This window comes from Pseudomonas sp. SMV71 (assembly GCF_052042015.1).
In the GTDB taxonomy this organism is placed as follows: domain Bacteria; phylum Pseudomonadota; class Gammaproteobacteria; order Pseudomonadales; family Pseudomonadaceae; genus Aquipseudomonas.
Window position 1 is genome coordinate 164800 of record NZ_JBKGGU010000009.1, and the last position, 14828, is coordinate 179627.

Sequence of the window (14828 nt, forward strand, 5' to 3'; positions counted from 1 at the left end):
GCTCCGTGGACACTTTTCCCATGTCAGATTCCCAGCGCCCCCTGGCGGTCACGCTGCAAGTCGTTTCCATCGTCCTGTTCACCTTCATCGGTTATCTGAATATCGGCATCCCGCTGGCCGTGCTCCCCGGGTTCGTCCATGGCGAGTTGGGTTTCGGCGCGGTCATCGCCGGGCTGGTGATCAGCGTGCAATACCTGGCCACCCTCCTCAGCCGTCCTTACGCGGGCAAGATCATCGACAATCTGGGCAGCAAGCGCGCCGTCATTTTCGGCCTCGCCGGGTGTGGGTTGAGCGGCGTGTTCATGTTGGTGTCTGCCTGGACCCATGATCTGCCGACCCTGAGTCTGATCAGCCTACTGATCGGTCGCCTGGTGCTGGGCAGCGCGGAAAGCCTGGTGGGTTCGGGCTCGATCGGCTGGGGCATCGGCCGCGTCGGGGCCGCAAATACCGCCAAGGTCATTTCCTGGAACGGCATCGCCAGTTACGGAGCACTGGCGATTGGCGCACCGCTGGGGGTGTGGCTGGTCAAGTCCTTGGGGCTGTGGAGCATGGGCGTCAGTATCATTCTGCTGGCGGTGCTGGGGGTGGCGCTGGCCTGGCCCAAAACCGCCGCGCCCATCGTCGTCGGCGAACGCCTGCCGTTCATGCATGTGCTGGGGCGCGTGCTGCCTCATGGCAGCGGCCTGGCCCTGGGCTCCATCGGTTTTGGCACCATCGCCACGTTCATCACCCTGTACTACGCGACCCGGAACTGGGACAACGCGGTCCTGTGCCTGAGCCTGTTCGGTGCATGCTTCATCGGTGCGCGCCTGCTGTTCGGCAATCTGATCAACCGCCTGGGAGGTTTTCGGGTGGCGATTGCCTGCCTGTCGGTGGAAACCCTCGGCCTGTTGCTCTTGTGGTTGGCACCCGATGCACAATGGGCACTGGCGGGCGCAGCGTTGAGTGGCTTCGGTTTTTCCTTGGTCTTTCCGGCACTGGGTGTCGAAGCCGTCAACCTGGTACCGGCTTCCAGTCGTGGAGCGGCGGTAGGCGCCTACTCATTATTCATTGATTTGTCCCTGGGGATCACCGGGCCGTTGGCCGGTGCGATTGCGGCAGGGTTTGGCTTTGCCTCGATCTTTCTGTTCGCTGCATTGGCCGCTCTCGGCGGCTTGGCGTTAAGCATATACCTTTACCGGTTGGCGCCGAGGTATCGCGAAGAACGGGAAAGAAGCTAGAAGTCCACTTTTGCGCGACCGGCCTTGATCGAGCCACGCTTACTCTTGGACTCCAGGCGACGGGTTTTCGAACCCAGGGTGGGCTTGGTCGGGCGACGCTTCTTTTCGACCTTGGTGGCGCTGAGGATCAGCTCGGCCAAACGCTCCAGTGCATCGGCCCGGTTCTGTTCCTGCGTGCGGTATTGCTGGGCCTTGATGATCAGCACCCCATCGCTGGTGATGCGGCTGTCACGCAGGGCCAGCAGCCGTTCCTTGTAGAATCCGGGCAACGACGAGGCCGGGATGTCGAAGCGCAGGTGCACGGCGCTGGACACCTTGTTGACGTTCTGCCCCCCCGCGCCCTGGGCGCGGATGGCCGTCAGCTCGATCTCGGCATCGGGAATGTGCACGTTGTTGGAAATCACCAGCATGGAATGCGTCCGGTATCAGGCCCCACAGAATACCCCGAATCCCACAGGCAACGCTTGACCCCTGTGGGAGCGAGCCTGCTCGCGATTGCGGTGTGCCAGTCACCATTGAAACCTCTGACCCGACGCCATCGCGAGCAGGCTCGCTCCCACAGAGGATGAGTCAGAAAAAACAAACCCGACACTCGGCCGGGTTTGCGGTATTTCAAGGACGCCTACTTGGCAGCCGCCACGGTCAATCCATGCTGGACGCTGCGCTTGTTCTTGATCTGGTAGCACACCCACATGAACACCAGCCACACCGGAATCGCATAGACCGAAACCTGGATGCCTGGGATCAGCAGCATCACGCCGAGAATGAACACCACGAACGCCAGGCAGATGTAGTTGCCGTACGGATACCACAGTGCCTTGAACAGCGACACCTGGCGGGTCTGGTTCATGTGCTGGCGGAATTTGATGTGCGAATAGCTGATCATCGCCCAGTTGATCACCAAAGTCGCGACCACCAGCGACATCAGCAGCTCCAACGCATGTTGCGGGATCAGGTAGTTCAATAGCACCGCGACCAGCGTCACCGCGGCCGAGGCGAGGATCGAACGCACCGGCACGCCGCGCTTGTCGATCCTGGACAGCGCCTTAGGCGCATCGCCCTGCTCGGCCATGCCCAACAGCATACGGCTGTTACAGTAGGTGCCGCTGTTGTACACCGACAACGCGGCGGTCAGCACCACGAAGTTGAGGATGTGCGCCGCGGTGTCGCTGCCCAGCATCGAGAACACCTGCACGAAGGGGCTGCCGCTGTAGGCGTCGCCGGAGGCATTGAGCGTGGTCAGCAAGTTATCCCAAGGAGTCAGGGACAACAGCACCACCAGGGCACCGATGTAGAAAATCAGGATCCGGTAGATCACCTGGTTGATGGCCTTGGGGATTACGGTTTTCGGTTTGTCGGCCTCGGCGGCGGTGAAGCCGAGCATCTCCAGGCCACCGAACGAGAACATGATGATCGCCATAGGCATCACCAGCCCACTCACGCCGTTGGGGAAGAATCCGCCATGAGACCACAGGTTGCTCACCGATGCCTGCGGACCACCGTGACCGCTGACCAGCAGGTAGCTGCCCAGGGCAATCATGCCGACAATCGCCACCACCTTGATGATCGCGAACCAGAACTCGGCCTCGCCGAAGACTTTGACGTTAGCCAGGTTGATCGCGTTGATCAGGATGAAAAATGCCGCCGCCGAGACCCAGCTCGGGATGTCCGGCGCCCAGTAGTGGATGTACTTGCCCACGGCCGTCAGTTCGGACATGCCCACCAGGATGTACAGAATCCAGCAGTTCCAGCCCGACAGGAAGCCGGCGAAACCGCCCCAGTACTTATGAGCAAAATGGCTGAAGGAGCCGGCTACCGGCTCTTCGACGATCATTTCGCCCAGCTGGCGCATGATCATGAAGGCGATGAAGCCGCAGATGGCGTAGCCGAGAATCATCGACGGCCCGGCGGATTTCAGAACTCCCGCCGAGCCAAGAAACAGGCCGGTACCGATCGCGCCGCCGAGGGCGATCAGTTGAATGTGGCGATTTTTCAGGCCGCGCTTCAGCTCGCCTGAGTGCGTATTGTCTACAACGGTCATGCGTCACCTATTTGTTTTTATCTGTGACGAAATCGAACCCGACACGCTCGTGGCGTGGCGGAGTGAACAAGGCGGATAACCTTGAAAATGCGTGGGTACGCGAAGGGTCACAGTAAAACGCGGCGCATTGTACACCGCTGCCCTGCTGCTGCCAGACACCACCGGATCAGCGTCGCCCCTTACATTTCAGGTCTGACAGGCATCTGACCCTCCCCGGCGTTTCGAAACAAGCGCTGGGATGTAGCAAAAAACTCGTCAAATCCCCCTGCTCGGCAGCTTTTTCTTACACAACTTTCAGAAAACGAAACCCACCGGCCCGACAAGCAAGATTCGTCAGGAATCCTTTACAACCCGTAACGTAGGCTTTCCATGTAGGAATTTTCTGTAGGACGACTACAAATTGACGGTAGCCAGCTACCTAATGAAAAAACTTCATAGCCAGCTGTTTTTGAATGGATAATTTACCCCCTGAAAATGGAATAAAAAGTTCAAATAAAAAAAATAAAATTATTTTTTGCATTTCAAAAATCCCTCGACTAGGTTTTCACCGACTTGCCAAGGCATTGTGCCGACAAGTTTTGCGGGGCCGTTTGCGGCCAGTTTTCACTCGCTGCATCGACCCGCTTTTTTCCGCAAAAGTCATCTAGGAGATTCACTATGCAAGCACTGGACAAAGACTTGGAAACCGAACTGCAGCTGGACGAATGGTTCGAAGCGCCGACCCATGAAGCCGCCGTTGAAATGATGCAGGCCGACGCCGTCGTTCCGTTCGGCACGGCGATGTGGCCTCTGTAGGCATAATCCGGCGGAGGCGGTCCGGCCGGTCGACTCCGCCACTATTGTCCGCTGTCAGGGAAGCTGAATCATTCGTCAGGGAAGAATAAGCATGGACACACAACGAGCCATCTCACATTTCCTTTACTACCTCGAACACCATCCCGCCCTGGCCGGCATTCAGCCCGCCAAGGTGTTGCTCGGCCATACCGCCGAGTACGAAGCGCTGATTGGAGCCATTGCCGAACAGGCAGGCAGCGGTTCGCCCTTCCGGTTCAGCGCCATGCGCCTGGACCTTGAATCCACGGAGCGCCTGTCCCGGGCGATTGCCGACAGCGATCTGTATATTTTCTTCTACGATTCTTCCACCTTGCCCAACCCGCGCCCAGACGGTCCGGACTTTGTCCGAGCGCTGCAAGGGGTGATGGCGGACAACTGGAAAAAATCGCTGCTGTTCAAGGACTACGGCGACTATTTCTACGATACCTTCAGCGTGATTCCCCAGCGCATCGCGGGTCTCAACAGCCACCTGATCCAACGAATGTCCCAAGCGACGACCTTGAGTTTCCAGGATGATCATGGCTCGTATTTCGATACCGGCCTCGGCAGCGTGAAAAAATGGACCGATATCAATGGCGTCGGTAACTATGACTTGGCGCCGGGTGAGATCGCGACCCACAGCGACACGATCAATGGCCGGGTCAGATTCGTCGGGACGTTCCTGAGTACCATCCCCTTCGCGCGCAAATATGGCGTGCTGCAATCGCCGCTGGAGCTGTGGATAGAAGATTCCACCATCCAGAAAATCGCCACCGACGTGCCAGGCCTGGAACACGACTTCAATAAGTACCTGGATGCCAACCCATCCAACCGGCGTATCGAGGAACTGGGGATTGGCACCAATGAAGGGGTCAAGAGCCTGTACGCACGCAACGCCGGTTTCGAAGAGCGCCACTGCGGCCTGCACCTGGGGCTCGGCGGCGGCGCCAAGGGCAGTCATCACCTGGACCTGATTTTCGAGAGTGGGGTGTTGGCGCTGGATAACGAGCCGGTGTTTGACGGGCGGTTTGTGCTTTAGGAGCAGCTGCAAGCGGCGAGCTTCAAGCAACAAGGAAGCGCGGGCAGCCTCTGGATCGTGGTGTGGAGCTGCTGGCCTCTTCGCGAGCAAGCCCGCTCCCACAATGAAGCGGCTCCGACACAAATCCCTTATTCACTGAAGATCAAATGTGGGAGCGGGCTTGCTCGCGAAGACGGCCGTACCGGCACCATATCAATAGCGCCAGACACAAAAACGGCAACCTCGCGGTTGCCGTTTTTTCTTGCAGCTTGCAGCTAAAAACTCACAGCTGCCTCACTCCGGCTTACGCCGCCCAAACCCCGGACGCTGGCCGGAACCCGCCGGCGCGCCACGGCGCTTGCCCGACGGGGCGTCGCGATCCACCAAGGAGATCCCCGGACGCTTCTTCGGCGCCGGTTTGGCCGGGCGCTTGGTGTCGGCCGGACGCTCGGCGACCGGGGTGCCACGACCTGCCGGAGCACTGCGACCTTCACCACGCTCGGTACGACCATTGGCCGGGCGCGGTGTGCGTGGGCCACGCTCACCGTCCTGACGCGGCGCTGGCTTGCGCGCCGGGCGCTCGCCTTCGAGCTGCGGTTCGCGGGATGGACGCGCAGCAGTCGGTGCACCTTCAGCAGCCGGACGCAGCGTACGCACGCGCTCGGTCTTGCCCATCGGACGCGAGGACTTACGCTGCATCCGCTCCAGCTTGTCCTTGCTCTTGGCGGTCATCTGCGGCATCGCCACTGGTTTGAGACCCACTTCGGCCGCCAGGATGTCGACTTCCTGCTGGCTCATTTCGCGCCAGCGACCCATCGGCAAGTCGGAGTTGAGGAACACCGGGCCGAAACGCACGCGTTTCAGGCGGCTGACCACCAGGCCTTGGGATTCCCACAGACGCCGCACTTCACGGTTACGACCTTCCATCACCACGCAGTGGTACCAATGGTTGAAGCCTTCGCCACCGGGCGCCTGCTGAATGTCGGTGAAACGCGCCGGGCCGTCTTCCAGCACGACACCGGTCTTCAAGCGCTCGATCATCTCGTCGTCGACTTCGCCACGCACACGTACGGCGTATTCGCGGTCCATTTCGTAGGAGGGGTGCATCAAGCGGTTGGCCAGTTCACCGTCGGTGGTGAACATCAACAGACCGGTGGTGTTGATGTCGAGGCGACCGATATTGATCCAGCGGCCTTCTTTGGGACGCGGCATCTTGTCGAACACGGTTGGACGGCCTTCCGGATCGTCACGTGTGCAGATTTCGCCGTCGGGCTTGTTGTACATGATCACGCGGCGCACCGTTTCGGCGGCCTCTTCGCGCTTGATCACCTTGCCATCAATGGTGATGGCGTCGTGCAGGTCGACGCGCAGGCCCAAGGTGGCTTCTTTGCCGTTGACCTTGATGCGGCCCTGGGTGATCCAGGTCTCCACATCACGGCGCGAACCGACGCCGATACGGGCGAGGACTTTTTGCAGCTTCTCGCCGGCTGGGCCGATTTCCTGGCTGTCGTTCTGGTCTAGGTCTTTCATTCTGGGCACCTCCCGGTGTGATCGGGTCAGGCGTGGCCTGACACGTTGGAAACAGGTCTGTGGCGAAGGGATCGCCAAAGGGTCGCGAATCATACGCCCGTTGCGGCGTTTGCGCATCAGAGACTAGCTGATCGATGAGCGCGCAGCGCGTTTTCCGCCGATCGGCATCTCTAAAATTGTGGGAGCGAGCCTGCTCGCGATAGCGGTGCGTCTGCTGGCGATGATGTTGTCTGTACCGGCGTCATCGCGAGCAGGCTCGCTCCCACAAGGGGGCAAGGGTGTGTCAGGTCAATCTTCGAACTGGCGCCGTTCGTTCTCAATCGCTTCGGCCAGGGCACGAGCTTCGGCTTCTTCGTCGCTTAGCTCAGGCTCGGGCTCGTGGGGGTCGAGGGCAGCTACAGCGGCGAGCAGTTTTTTCCGGGCTTCGGCCACGCCCAGAATGTCTTCTTCCAGCTCAGGTTCAGGCTCGGCTTGAAGCTCAACTTCCCGATCAGGCCCAGGCAAAGCATCCCCCTCGCCTTCCGACCCCGGCCCGTCGCGCAGCAAGTCGTCAAAATCGGTCTTGAGGCCTTGCTCCATGTTATCCAGTTCCAGCAACAACGAATGGAAACTGGTCTCCTCCTTGGGCTCCTCCGGCTCGGCGCTGGCGTCGGCCAAGTCCTGCAAGCCCTGGGGCACCGGCGCATCATCGAATTCGAGCATCGGCTCGGGTTCCAGCTCTCGTAGCTCGGCCAGTGGCGGCAGGTCGTCCAGGTTCTTGAGGTTGAAGTGATCGAGAAACGCCTTGGTGGTGGCGAACATCGCCGGCTTGCCCGGCACGTCGCGATAGCCCACGACACGGATCCACTCACGCTCCAGCAAGGTCTTGACGATTTGGCTGTTGACCGCCACGCCGCGCACGTCCTCGATCTCGCCACGGGTGATCGGCTGGCGATAGGCAATCAGCGCCAGGGTTTCGAGCATCGCCCGGGAATAGCGCTGCGGCCGCTCTTCCCACAGGCGACCGACCCAAGGGGCGAACTTTTCGCGTATCTGCAAACGATAGCCCGAGGCGACTTCCTTGAGTTCGAAAGCCCGGCCCTCGCAGGACTTGCCCAGCAGCGCCAGGGCTTTCTTGAACACGGCCGGCTCAGGCCGCTCACCTTCTTCGAAAAGTTCGAACAGTCGGTCCATCGATTGCGGCTTTCCCGACGCCAACAGGAAAGCTTCAAGCAAAGGCGCCAGCTCGCGGGGTTCAGTCAGATTCATTGATTTGCTCGTTATTCGGCTCGTGCCCGCACGTGGATCGCTGCGAACGGCTCATTCTGCACCAGCTCGACCAAGGATTCCTTGATCAATTCCAGGATCGCCATGAACGTCACCACCACCCCCAACCGACCTTCCTCGGCAGTGAACAGTTCGACGAACGGCACGAATCCGCCGCCCTTGAGCCGTTCCAGCACATCGCTCATGCGCTCGCGGGTGGACAGCGCTTCGCGGCTGACCTGATGACTTTCGAACATATCGCCGCGGCGCAACACCTCGGCCATGGAGACCAGCAGTTCTTCCAGGCTCACGTCCGGCAGCAATTTGCGCGCCCGCGCCTCGGGGGCATCGAGCTTGGGCACCACCACGTCGCGTCCGACACGGCTCAGGCCGTCGATGCCTTCGGCAGCGCCCTTGAACCGCTCGTACTCTTGCAAGCGGCGGATCAGCTCGGCCCGCGGGTCTTCCTCTTCTTCCTCGACCGTCGCCGAACGCGGGAGCAACATCCGCGACTTGATCTCGGCGAGCATGGCCGCCATCACCAGGTACTCGGCCGCCAGTTCCAGGCGCACCGACTGCATCAGCTCGACATAGCCCATGTACTGGCGGGTGATTTCCGCCACCGGGATGTCGAGGATGTCGATGTTCTGTTTGCGGATCAGGTACAGCAACAGGTCAAGAGGCCCCTCGAAGGCTTCAAGGAATACTTCCAGCGCATCCGGCGGAATGTACAGGTCCAGGGGCATTTCCATGACCGCCTGGCCATAGACCATGGCGAACGGCAGCTCCTGTTGCGCGCCGGCCTGGGGATCGGCATTTTCCACTACGGCTTCCACGGCGGACATTCAGGCCTCGGCCATGAATGGAGCTGGATCACCGCAGCCGACCCGCACCACCTGCGGCTCGCCGTCGGCCAGGTTGATCACGGTGGAAGCCTTCATGCCGCCGAAACCACCGTCGATGATCAGCTCGACCTGATGCTCCAGCAGTTGGCGAATCTCATAGGGGTCGGTCATCGGCTCGGTGTCGCCAGGCATGATCAGCGTCACGCTCATCAGCGGTTCGCCCAGCTCCGCCAGCAGCGCCAGGGCGATGGGATGGCTCGGCACCCGCAGGCCGATGGTGCGCTTTTTCGGGTGCAGCAACAGCCGCGGCACTTCCCGCGTGGCGTTGAGAATAAAAGTGTATGGACCCGGCAGGTGGGCCTTGAGCAAGCGGAAGGTGCCGGTGTCGATCTTGGCGAACAGCCCCAACTGCGACAGGTCGCTGCAGATCAGCGCAAAGTTGTGCTTGTCGTCCAGCTGACGCAAGCGACGGACCCGCTCAACGGCATTTTTGTCACCAATCTGGCAACCGATCGCGTAAGCGGAGTCGGTGGGATAGACCACCACACCGCCACTACGGATGATTTCCACGGCCTGCTTGATCAGGCGCGCTTGCGGGTTTTCCGGATGAATCTGGAAAAATTGACTCACGTGTTCTACCTGTTCAGACGGCGGCGGTAACGGGATCATGTTTGAATCTACACCACAGTGGTGGCAGATCTTCCGGCAACGGGCGATATTCGCCAATCTCGGACCAGCCCCCAGGGCCATGGAAATCACTGCCGGCGGTCACCAGCAGGCCGAACTCACGGGCCAGAATTGCCAGGCTGCCGACCTGCTCGGCCGGCTGATGGCCGTTGACCACCTCGATTGCATGGCCCCCTGCTTGAATATAGTCGGCAACCAGGCGGCGACGTTTGCTGCGGGTGAAATCGTAGTGCCAGGGATGCGCCAGGCTGATCCAGGCCCCGGCTGCCCTCAGCGTCTCGACGGTTTCTTCCAGCGTCGGCCAGTGCTGCTTGACGTCCCCCAGCTTGCCGGCGCCCAGCCATTTGCGAAACGCCTCGGCGCGATCCTTGACGAAGCCCTCGCGCACCATCCAGTCGGCGAAGTGCGGCCGCGCCGGGGCGTTGCCGCTGTCGCCCAGTTCCTGCTGGATCTGCCTGGCCCCTTCCAACGCACCGGGCATGCCCTTGAGCGCCAGTTTGCGGCTGATTTCTTCGGCGCGTAGCCAGCGGCCGTCGCGCAACTGCGCAATGGCCTGGACCAGCGAGGGCGCATGCACATCAAAACCATAGCCCAGCACATGAATAGTTGCCCCGCCCCAGGTACAGGACAGCTCGACCCCGTTGACCAATTGCATCCCCAGGGCCTCGGCAGCAGTGCGGGCCTCGTCCAGGCCCTCGAGGGTGTCGTGGTCGGTCAGGGCCAGGACTCGCACGCCGTGCTCGAACGCCCGCGCCACCACAATTGCCGGCGCCAGGGCGCCGTCGGAGGCCGTGCTGTGGCAGTGCAAATCAACATTCACGAGAGTTTGTTACCTCAAATCAGCTGGCCCTATCGCGGCCAAGGATGTTTGTTATTATGCCGCCACATCCTGCTCCTGGCTGCCACTGTGAAACAATTCATCGATTTCATCCCGCTCCTGCTGTTTTTCATCGTCTACAAACTTGATCCCTGGGCCGTCGACATCGCCGGCCACTCCTTGACTGTAGGCGGTATCTACAGCGCCACCGCGGTGCTGATCATCAGTTCCCTGGTGGTCTATGGCGCGTTGTTCGTATCCCAGCGCAAGCTGGAAAAGAGCCAGTGGCTGACTCTCATCGCTTGCCTGGTGTTCGGCAGCCTGACCCTGGCCTTCCACAGCGAAACCTTTCTCAAGTGGAAGGCGCCGGTGGTGAACTGGCTGTTCGCCCTGGCCTTCATCGGCAGCCACTTCATCGGTGACCGCCTGTTGATCAAGCGCATCATGGGCCACGCCCTGAGCCTGCCGGAGGTGATCTGGACCCGGCTGAACATCGCCTGGATCGCCTTCTTCCTGTTGTGCGGCGCCGCCAACCTGTTTGTCGCGTTCACCTTCCAGGATTACTGGGTCGACTTCAAAGTCTTCGGCAGCCTGGGCATGACGCTGTTGTTCCTGATCGGCCAGGGCATCTACCTGTCCCGTCATCTACATGATGTCGACACCACTACGCCAAAAACCGAGGACTGACATGCTCTACGCAATCATTGCCACCGACGTCGCCAACTCCCTGGAAAAACGCCTGGCCGCGCGCCCCGAGCACCTGGAACGCCTGCAACAGCTCAAGGCCGAAGGCCGCATCGTGCTGGCAGGCCCCCATCCGGCGGTAGACAGCAATGACCCAGGCGCCGCCGGTTTCAGCGGCAGCCTGATCGTCGCCGAATTCGAGTCCCTGACTGCCGCCCAGGCCTGGGCCGAAGCCGATCCGTTCGTCGCGGCGGGCGTCTATGCCAATGTCGTGGTCAAGCCGTTCAAGCAAGTCCTGCCGTAACCCCCTCCCGCGCAATGGGCCTGTGCGGCTCATTGCGCTCAATTGCTCATTGTTCTCGTTTGCCTGCCGACAACCTGTCTAATCTGTCTAATCTCGACTGAAATTCAGGAGTGACAATGCGCAAAGGTCCGTTGTGCCTGTTATGGGTCTCGTTAGTGATCGGGGCACCCGCCCATGGCGAAGAAAACACCGAGGCCGTTCACTCGGCCCCCTTGTCCCTGAGTGCCGGCAGCCAGATCGCCGAACTGCAGCAGCGCTTGAAAGACAGCGAGCACCAGCGCGAAGAGCTGACCAAGCAACTGCAGAATGCCGACAACGAGCGCGAGAGCGCCTTGCTGGCCCGCTTGCGCCAGGAGAATCAGCGCCTGAAGTTACAGCTCAAGGAAGCCCAGGCTAGCCCGCTGCCGCGCTTGTTGACCGATCAACAGCAATGGTTCGTCATTGGTGCCGGGGTAGCGCTATTGGCCCTGCTCTGCGGTATCTTTGCCAGCGGTGGACGTAGACAACGTCGGCAATGGCTAAATTGAGTGAGTCATGAGCGAGCTGTTACTGATTGATGATGACCAGGAGCTGTGTGAGCTGCTGGTGAGCTGGCTGGGCCAGGAAGGTTTTCAGGTCCGTGCCTGTCACGATGGCCAGAGCGCCCGCAAGGCGCTGGCCGAAGCCGCCCCGGCGGCGGTCGTGCTGGATGTAATGTTGCCTGACGGCAGCGGCCTGGAACTGCTCAAGCAGTTGCGCAACGATCACCCCGAACTGCCGGTGCTGATGCTTTCGGCCCGGGGCGAGCCGCTGGACCGCATCCTGGGCCTTGAACTGGGGGCCGACGATTACCTGGCCAAACCCTGCGACCCGCGTGAACTGACCGCCCGCCTGCGCGCCGTATTGCGCCGCAGTCATCCAACGGCGGTGTCCAGCCAGATCGAACTGGGAGACCTGACCTTCAGCCCGGTTCGTGGCGTGGTCAACATCGACGAACAGGAACAGACCCTGACCGTTTCCGAAAGCCGCCTGCTCGAAGCGTTGCTCAAGCAACCGGGCGAGCCGCTGGACAAGCAAGAGTTGGCGCAGATCGCCCTGGGTCGCAAGCTCACCCTGTACGACCGCAGCCTGGACATGCACGTGAGTAACCTGCGCAAGAAGATCGGCCCCCATCCCGATGGCCGGCCCCGCATCGTGGCTCTGCGCAGCCGGGGCTATTACTACAGCCTCTGAGCCGATCCCCCTGTTTGGCCCAGGGATATGGTTAACCCTCTGTGGCGAGGGAGCTTGCTCCCGCTGGAGGGCAAAGCCCTCCCCGGATAAGCCGCAAATCCCAGGGTCCGCTTCGCGGCCCAGCGGGAGCAAGCTCCCTCGCCACAGGTGCCCACGATCCATCCCAGGGTTTTGTCAGCCTCCCGACAAAACCTCTTTACCCAAGCTTTACGCCCCCCTGACCGCCGCTGACCTTGATCTTTGTAATCTGCACACATCCGGAACTGACCGGGAACGAGACAAGGAGATACACCATGCGCAAGACCCTTACCGCTCTGATGTTCGCTGCCGCCCTGCCTACCGTCGCCATGGCCATGCCTGAAGGCGCGGGCCCGATGGGGCCGATGGATGGCCCGCGTCATGGCGGCCAGATGCATGACAGAGGCCCGTACAGCCAACTGGACCTGACCCACGAGCAGCGTCAGCAGATCCGCCGGATCATGGGCGAACAGCGCCACGAACGTCAGGAACTGGTAGAAAAATACCTGGCCAAATTGTCGCCGGCTGACCAGAAGGCCATGCAGGATGAGATCAAAGCCCGACACGAGAAAGTCGACGCCCAGATCCGTGGCCTGCTCAAACCTGAGCAGCAGAAAGAATTCGACGCGATTCAGAAAAAACAGGCCGAGCGTCGCGCCGAGTGGGCCGAATTCAAGGCCTGGAAAGCGCAACAACCGCAAAAAGCGCAATAATGCGCGTCGGTTAACGAAGCACTGGAAACATACCAACCGTGGCGAGGGAGCTTGCTCCCGCTGGGCCGCGAAGCGGCCTCGGGATTTTACGGTCCCTACGCAACCGAGCGGGAGCAAGCTCCCTCGCCACGGGATTGCTGTTCGACTTTACTTCGCGTGGCTGACGGGGTATCAGCCCGTTGGGCTTTCTGTGTTTTCGAGGATTTACCGTGCGTTCATTGTTCTGGCGCATCCTGGCCAGTTTCTGGCTGGCCATCGCCCTGGTTGCGGGGCTGTCGATTCTCATGGGGCACATGCTGAACCAGGACGCCTGGATCCTCAGCCGCCACCCGGGGCTCAACACCCTGGCCGAAGAGTGGACGCAGACCTACGAAAGCCAGGGCGAAGACGCGGCCCAAGACATCCTGCAACAGCGCAAGCGCCAATATCACATCGACGTCCAGGTGCTCAACGAAAGCGGCGACCCGGTGGTGCGTGGCACTTTCCCACGTCGCGCCGCCGCGTTCGAGGCTCGGCAGAACAACGATGATCGGCGACTGCCGTGGCGACGGCTGACCGACGAATTCACCAGCGCCAAGACCGGCGACACCTACCTGTTCATCTACCGCATCCCGCACCCCGAACTGGACGCCTGGCATCGCGAAAGCCTGCTCTGGCCCCTCAGCGCTCTGGGCATCGCGCTGGTGGTGCTGACCCTGTTCAGCTTGCTGGTGACGTTCTCCATCACCCGCCCACTGAGTCGCCTGCGCGGCGCGGTGCATGACCTCGGCCAGGCCACCTACCAGCAGAACAGCCTCGCCAAGCTGGCCAACCGTCGGGACGAGTTCGGCGTGCTGGCTACCGACTTCAACCGTATGGGCGCACGCTTGCAAAGCCTGATCGCCAGTCAAAGGCAACTGCTACGGGATGTATCCCACGAACTGCGCTCGCCCCTGGCCCGGCTGCGCATCGCCCTGGCACTGGCCGAGCGGGCCAGCCCCGAAGAACGGGAAAAGCTCTGGCCGCGCCTGACCCGCGAATGTGATCGCCTGGAAGCCCTGATCAGTGAAATCCTGGTCCTGGCCCGGGTCGATGCCGACAACGCCAGCGCCGAAGAGGTGGACCTCAACGCGTTGCTGATCGCCCTGCAAAAAGATGCGCAGTTGGCGTCACCTGAACAAAGCGTGCAATTGGAGGCTGAACCGAACCTGACCCTCAAGGGCTGGCCGACCATGATCGAGCGCGCCGTGGACAACCTGCTGCGCAACGCCCAGCGTTTCAGCCCCGACGGGCGGGCGATCGAGATGCGTGCGATCCGCCAGGGCGAAAAGCTGGTGGTCAGCGTGCGCGACCACGGTCCGGGAGTGGAGGCCGAGCACCTGGGCCAGTTGGGCGAACCGTTCTACCGCGCCCCCGGCCAGACCGCCGCCGGCCACGGTCTGGGCCTGGCAATCGCGCGCCGCGCCGCTGAACGGCATGGGGGCGCACTGGTGCTGGACAACCATCCTGGCGGCGGATTCATCGCCAGCCTGGAACTGCCGTTGGTACCGGGGGCGGTCGTGCAGCCGTGATCCTGTCGAAACGGCACCCACCGGACCGGCTGGCAGTTGGTTCCTGGGCAAGATGCTCGAATGAACAGGGCATTTGCCGCCCAACCAAACGATAATTGCTCTTATTTAAAGCGTTGCGCCCTGTTAGACTT

The 14828-nt window shown here is 61.3% G+C and carries 16 protein-coding genes; 9 read left to right on the forward strand and 7 right to left on the reverse strand.

Translation table 11 applies throughout. The annotated features are described in order from the left end of the window. The first annotated feature begins 20 nt into the window (after positions 1–20). Entirely contained in the window at positions 21–1220 is a 1200-nt protein-coding gene (locus ACLEJQ_RS11565) for an MFS transporter (RefSeq protein WP_440795030.1), read from the forward strand. Here ACLEJQ_RS11565 and arfB read toward each other — a convergent pair. Both arfB and ACLEJQ_RS11575 read right to left on the reverse strand, forming a co-directional pair. Then, a complete protein-coding gene (arfB, locus tag ACLEJQ_RS11570; protein WP_440795032.1) occupies positions 1217–1630 on the reverse strand; it encodes an alternative ribosome rescue aminoacyl-tRNA hydrolase ArfB in 414 nt (137 codons plus the stop codon). The genes ACLEJQ_RS11565 and arfB overlap by 4 nt on opposite strands. Before the next feature lie 212 nt (positions 1631–1842). After that, on the reverse strand, positions 1843–3261 hold the full coding sequence (locus tag ACLEJQ_RS11575) for an amino acid permease (RefSeq protein ID WP_440795034.1): 1419 nt from the start codon (positions 3259–3261) through the stop codon (positions 1843–1845). A 657-nt stretch (positions 3262–3918) separates the two neighbouring features. Here ACLEJQ_RS11575 and ACLEJQ_RS11580 point away from each other — a divergent pair. Continuing rightward, the gene (locus ACLEJQ_RS11580) at positions 3919–4056 is read left to right on the forward strand and encodes a hypothetical protein (RefSeq protein WP_003178782.1); all 138 of its coding nucleotides are present in this window, start codon (positions 3919–3921) and stop codon (positions 4054–4056) included. 91 nt (positions 4057–4147) lie between these two features. Continuing rightward, positions 4148–5113, forward strand: coding sequence for a leucyl aminopeptidase (locus tag ACLEJQ_RS11585; protein WP_440795036.1), 966 nt, complete (start codon positions 4148–4150; stop codon positions 5111–5113). Between the two features lie 273 nt (positions 5114–5386). Here ACLEJQ_RS11585 and rluB read toward each other — a convergent pair whose 3' ends face one another. From rluB to ACLEJQ_RS11610, 5 genes are all read right to left on the reverse strand, one after another. After that, entirely contained in the window at positions 5387–6622 is a 1236-nt protein-coding gene (gene rluB / locus ACLEJQ_RS11590; protein WP_440795038.1) for a 23S rRNA pseudouridine(2605) synthase RluB, read from the reverse strand. Positions 6623–6910: 288 nt separating this feature from the next. Further along, positions 6911–7870 (reverse strand): SMC-Scp complex subunit ScpB, encoded by a 960-nt coding sequence (gene scpB, locus ACLEJQ_RS11595; protein ID WP_440795040.1) that lies wholly within the window; start codon positions 7868–7870, stop codon positions 6911–6913. Between the two features lie 11 nt (positions 7871–7881). Beyond that, positions 7882–8580, reverse strand: a complete 699-nt coding sequence (locus tag ACLEJQ_RS11600; protein WP_440795146.1) for a segregation and condensation protein A — start codon at positions 8578–8580, stop codon at positions 7882–7884. Positions 8581–8712: 132 nt separating this feature from the next. Then, entirely contained in the window at positions 8713–9342 is a 630-nt protein-coding gene (locus ACLEJQ_RS11605) for an L-threonylcarbamoyladenylate synthase (RefSeq protein ID WP_245140006.1), read from the reverse strand. Between the two features lie 13 nt (positions 9343–9355). Then, positions 9356–10219, reverse strand: coding sequence for a PHP domain-containing protein (locus ACLEJQ_RS11610; RefSeq protein WP_440795042.1), 864 nt, complete (start codon positions 10217–10219; stop codon positions 9356–9358). 87 nt (positions 10220–10306) lie between these two features. Between ACLEJQ_RS11610 and ACLEJQ_RS11615 the strand changes: the two genes are divergently transcribed. From ACLEJQ_RS11615 to ACLEJQ_RS11640, 6 genes are all read left to right on the forward strand, one after another. Next, complete coding sequence (locus ACLEJQ_RS11615) at positions 10307–10903, forward strand: septation protein A (protein ID WP_440795044.1); 597 nt, start codon at positions 10307–10309, stop codon at positions 10901–10903. Between the two features lies 1 nt (position 10904). Continuing rightward, a complete protein-coding gene (locus ACLEJQ_RS11620; protein ID WP_440795046.1) occupies positions 10905–11204 on the forward strand; it encodes a YciI family protein in 300 nt (99 codons plus the stop codon). Between the two features lie 116 nt (positions 11205–11320). Further along, a complete protein-coding gene (locus ACLEJQ_RS11625; RefSeq protein WP_440795048.1) occupies positions 11321–11731 on the forward strand; it encodes a translation initiation factor 2 in 411 nt (136 codons plus the stop codon). A gap of 7 nt (positions 11732–11738) precedes the next feature. Next, positions 11739–12416, forward strand: a complete 678-nt coding sequence (locus ACLEJQ_RS11630) for a response regulator transcription factor (protein ID WP_440795049.1) — start codon at positions 11739–11741, stop codon at positions 12414–12416. A 293-nt stretch (positions 12417–12709) separates the two neighbouring features. Beyond that, positions 12710–13147 carry a Spy/CpxP family protein refolding chaperone gene (locus ACLEJQ_RS11635; RefSeq protein WP_440795050.1) on the forward strand — a complete coding sequence of 146 codons (438 nt, stop codon included), beginning with the start codon at positions 12710–12712 and terminating at the stop codon, positions 13145–13147. A 209-nt stretch (positions 13148–13356) separates the two neighbouring features. After that, positions 13357–14697, forward strand: coding sequence for a sensor histidine kinase (locus ACLEJQ_RS11640; protein ID WP_440795052.1), 1341 nt, complete (start codon positions 13357–13359; stop codon positions 14695–14697). Positions 14698–14828: the final 131 nt, after the last annotated feature.

Bases quoted from the DNA above. Each gene is read 5' to 3' on its own strand.
- ACLEJQ_RS11565 (WP_440795030.1), top strand. From the start codon at position 21: ATGTCAGATTCCCAGCGCCCCCTGGCGGTCACGCTGCAAGTCGTTTCC.
- arfB (WP_440795032.1), bottom strand. From the start codon at position 1,630: ATGCTGGTGATTTCCAACAACGTGCACATTCCCGATGCCGAGATCGAG.
- ACLEJQ_RS11575 (WP_440795034.1), bottom strand. From the start codon at position 3,261: ATGACCGTTGTAGACAATACGCACTCAGGCGAGCTGAAGCGCGGCCTG.
- ACLEJQ_RS11580 (WP_003178782.1), top strand. From the start codon at position 3,919: ATGCAAGCACTGGACAAAGACTTGGAAACCGAACTGCAGCTGGACGAA.
- ACLEJQ_RS11585 (WP_440795036.1), top strand. From the start codon at position 4,148: ATGGACACACAACGAGCCATCTCACATTTCCTTTACTACCTCGAACAC.
- rluB (WP_440795038.1), bottom strand. From the start codon at position 6,622: ATGAAAGACCTAGACCAGAACGACAGCCAGGAAATCGGCCCAGCCGGC.
- scpB (WP_440795040.1), bottom strand. From the start codon at position 7,870: ATGAATCTGACTGAACCCCGCGAGCTGGCGCCTTTGCTTGAAGCTTTC.
- ACLEJQ_RS11620 (WP_440795046.1), top strand. From the start codon at position 10,905: ATGCTCTACGCAATCATTGCCACCGACGTCGCCAACTCCCTGGAAAAA.
- ACLEJQ_RS11625 (WP_440795048.1), top strand. From the start codon at position 11,321: ATGCGCAAAGGTCCGTTGTGCCTGTTATGGGTCTCGTTAGTGATCGGG.
- ACLEJQ_RS11630 (WP_440795049.1), top strand. From the start codon at position 11,739: ATGAGCGAGCTGTTACTGATTGATGATGACCAGGAGCTGTGTGAGCTG.
- ACLEJQ_RS11635 (WP_440795050.1), top strand. From the start codon at position 12,710: ATGCGCAAGACCCTTACCGCTCTGATGTTCGCTGCCGCCCTGCCTACC.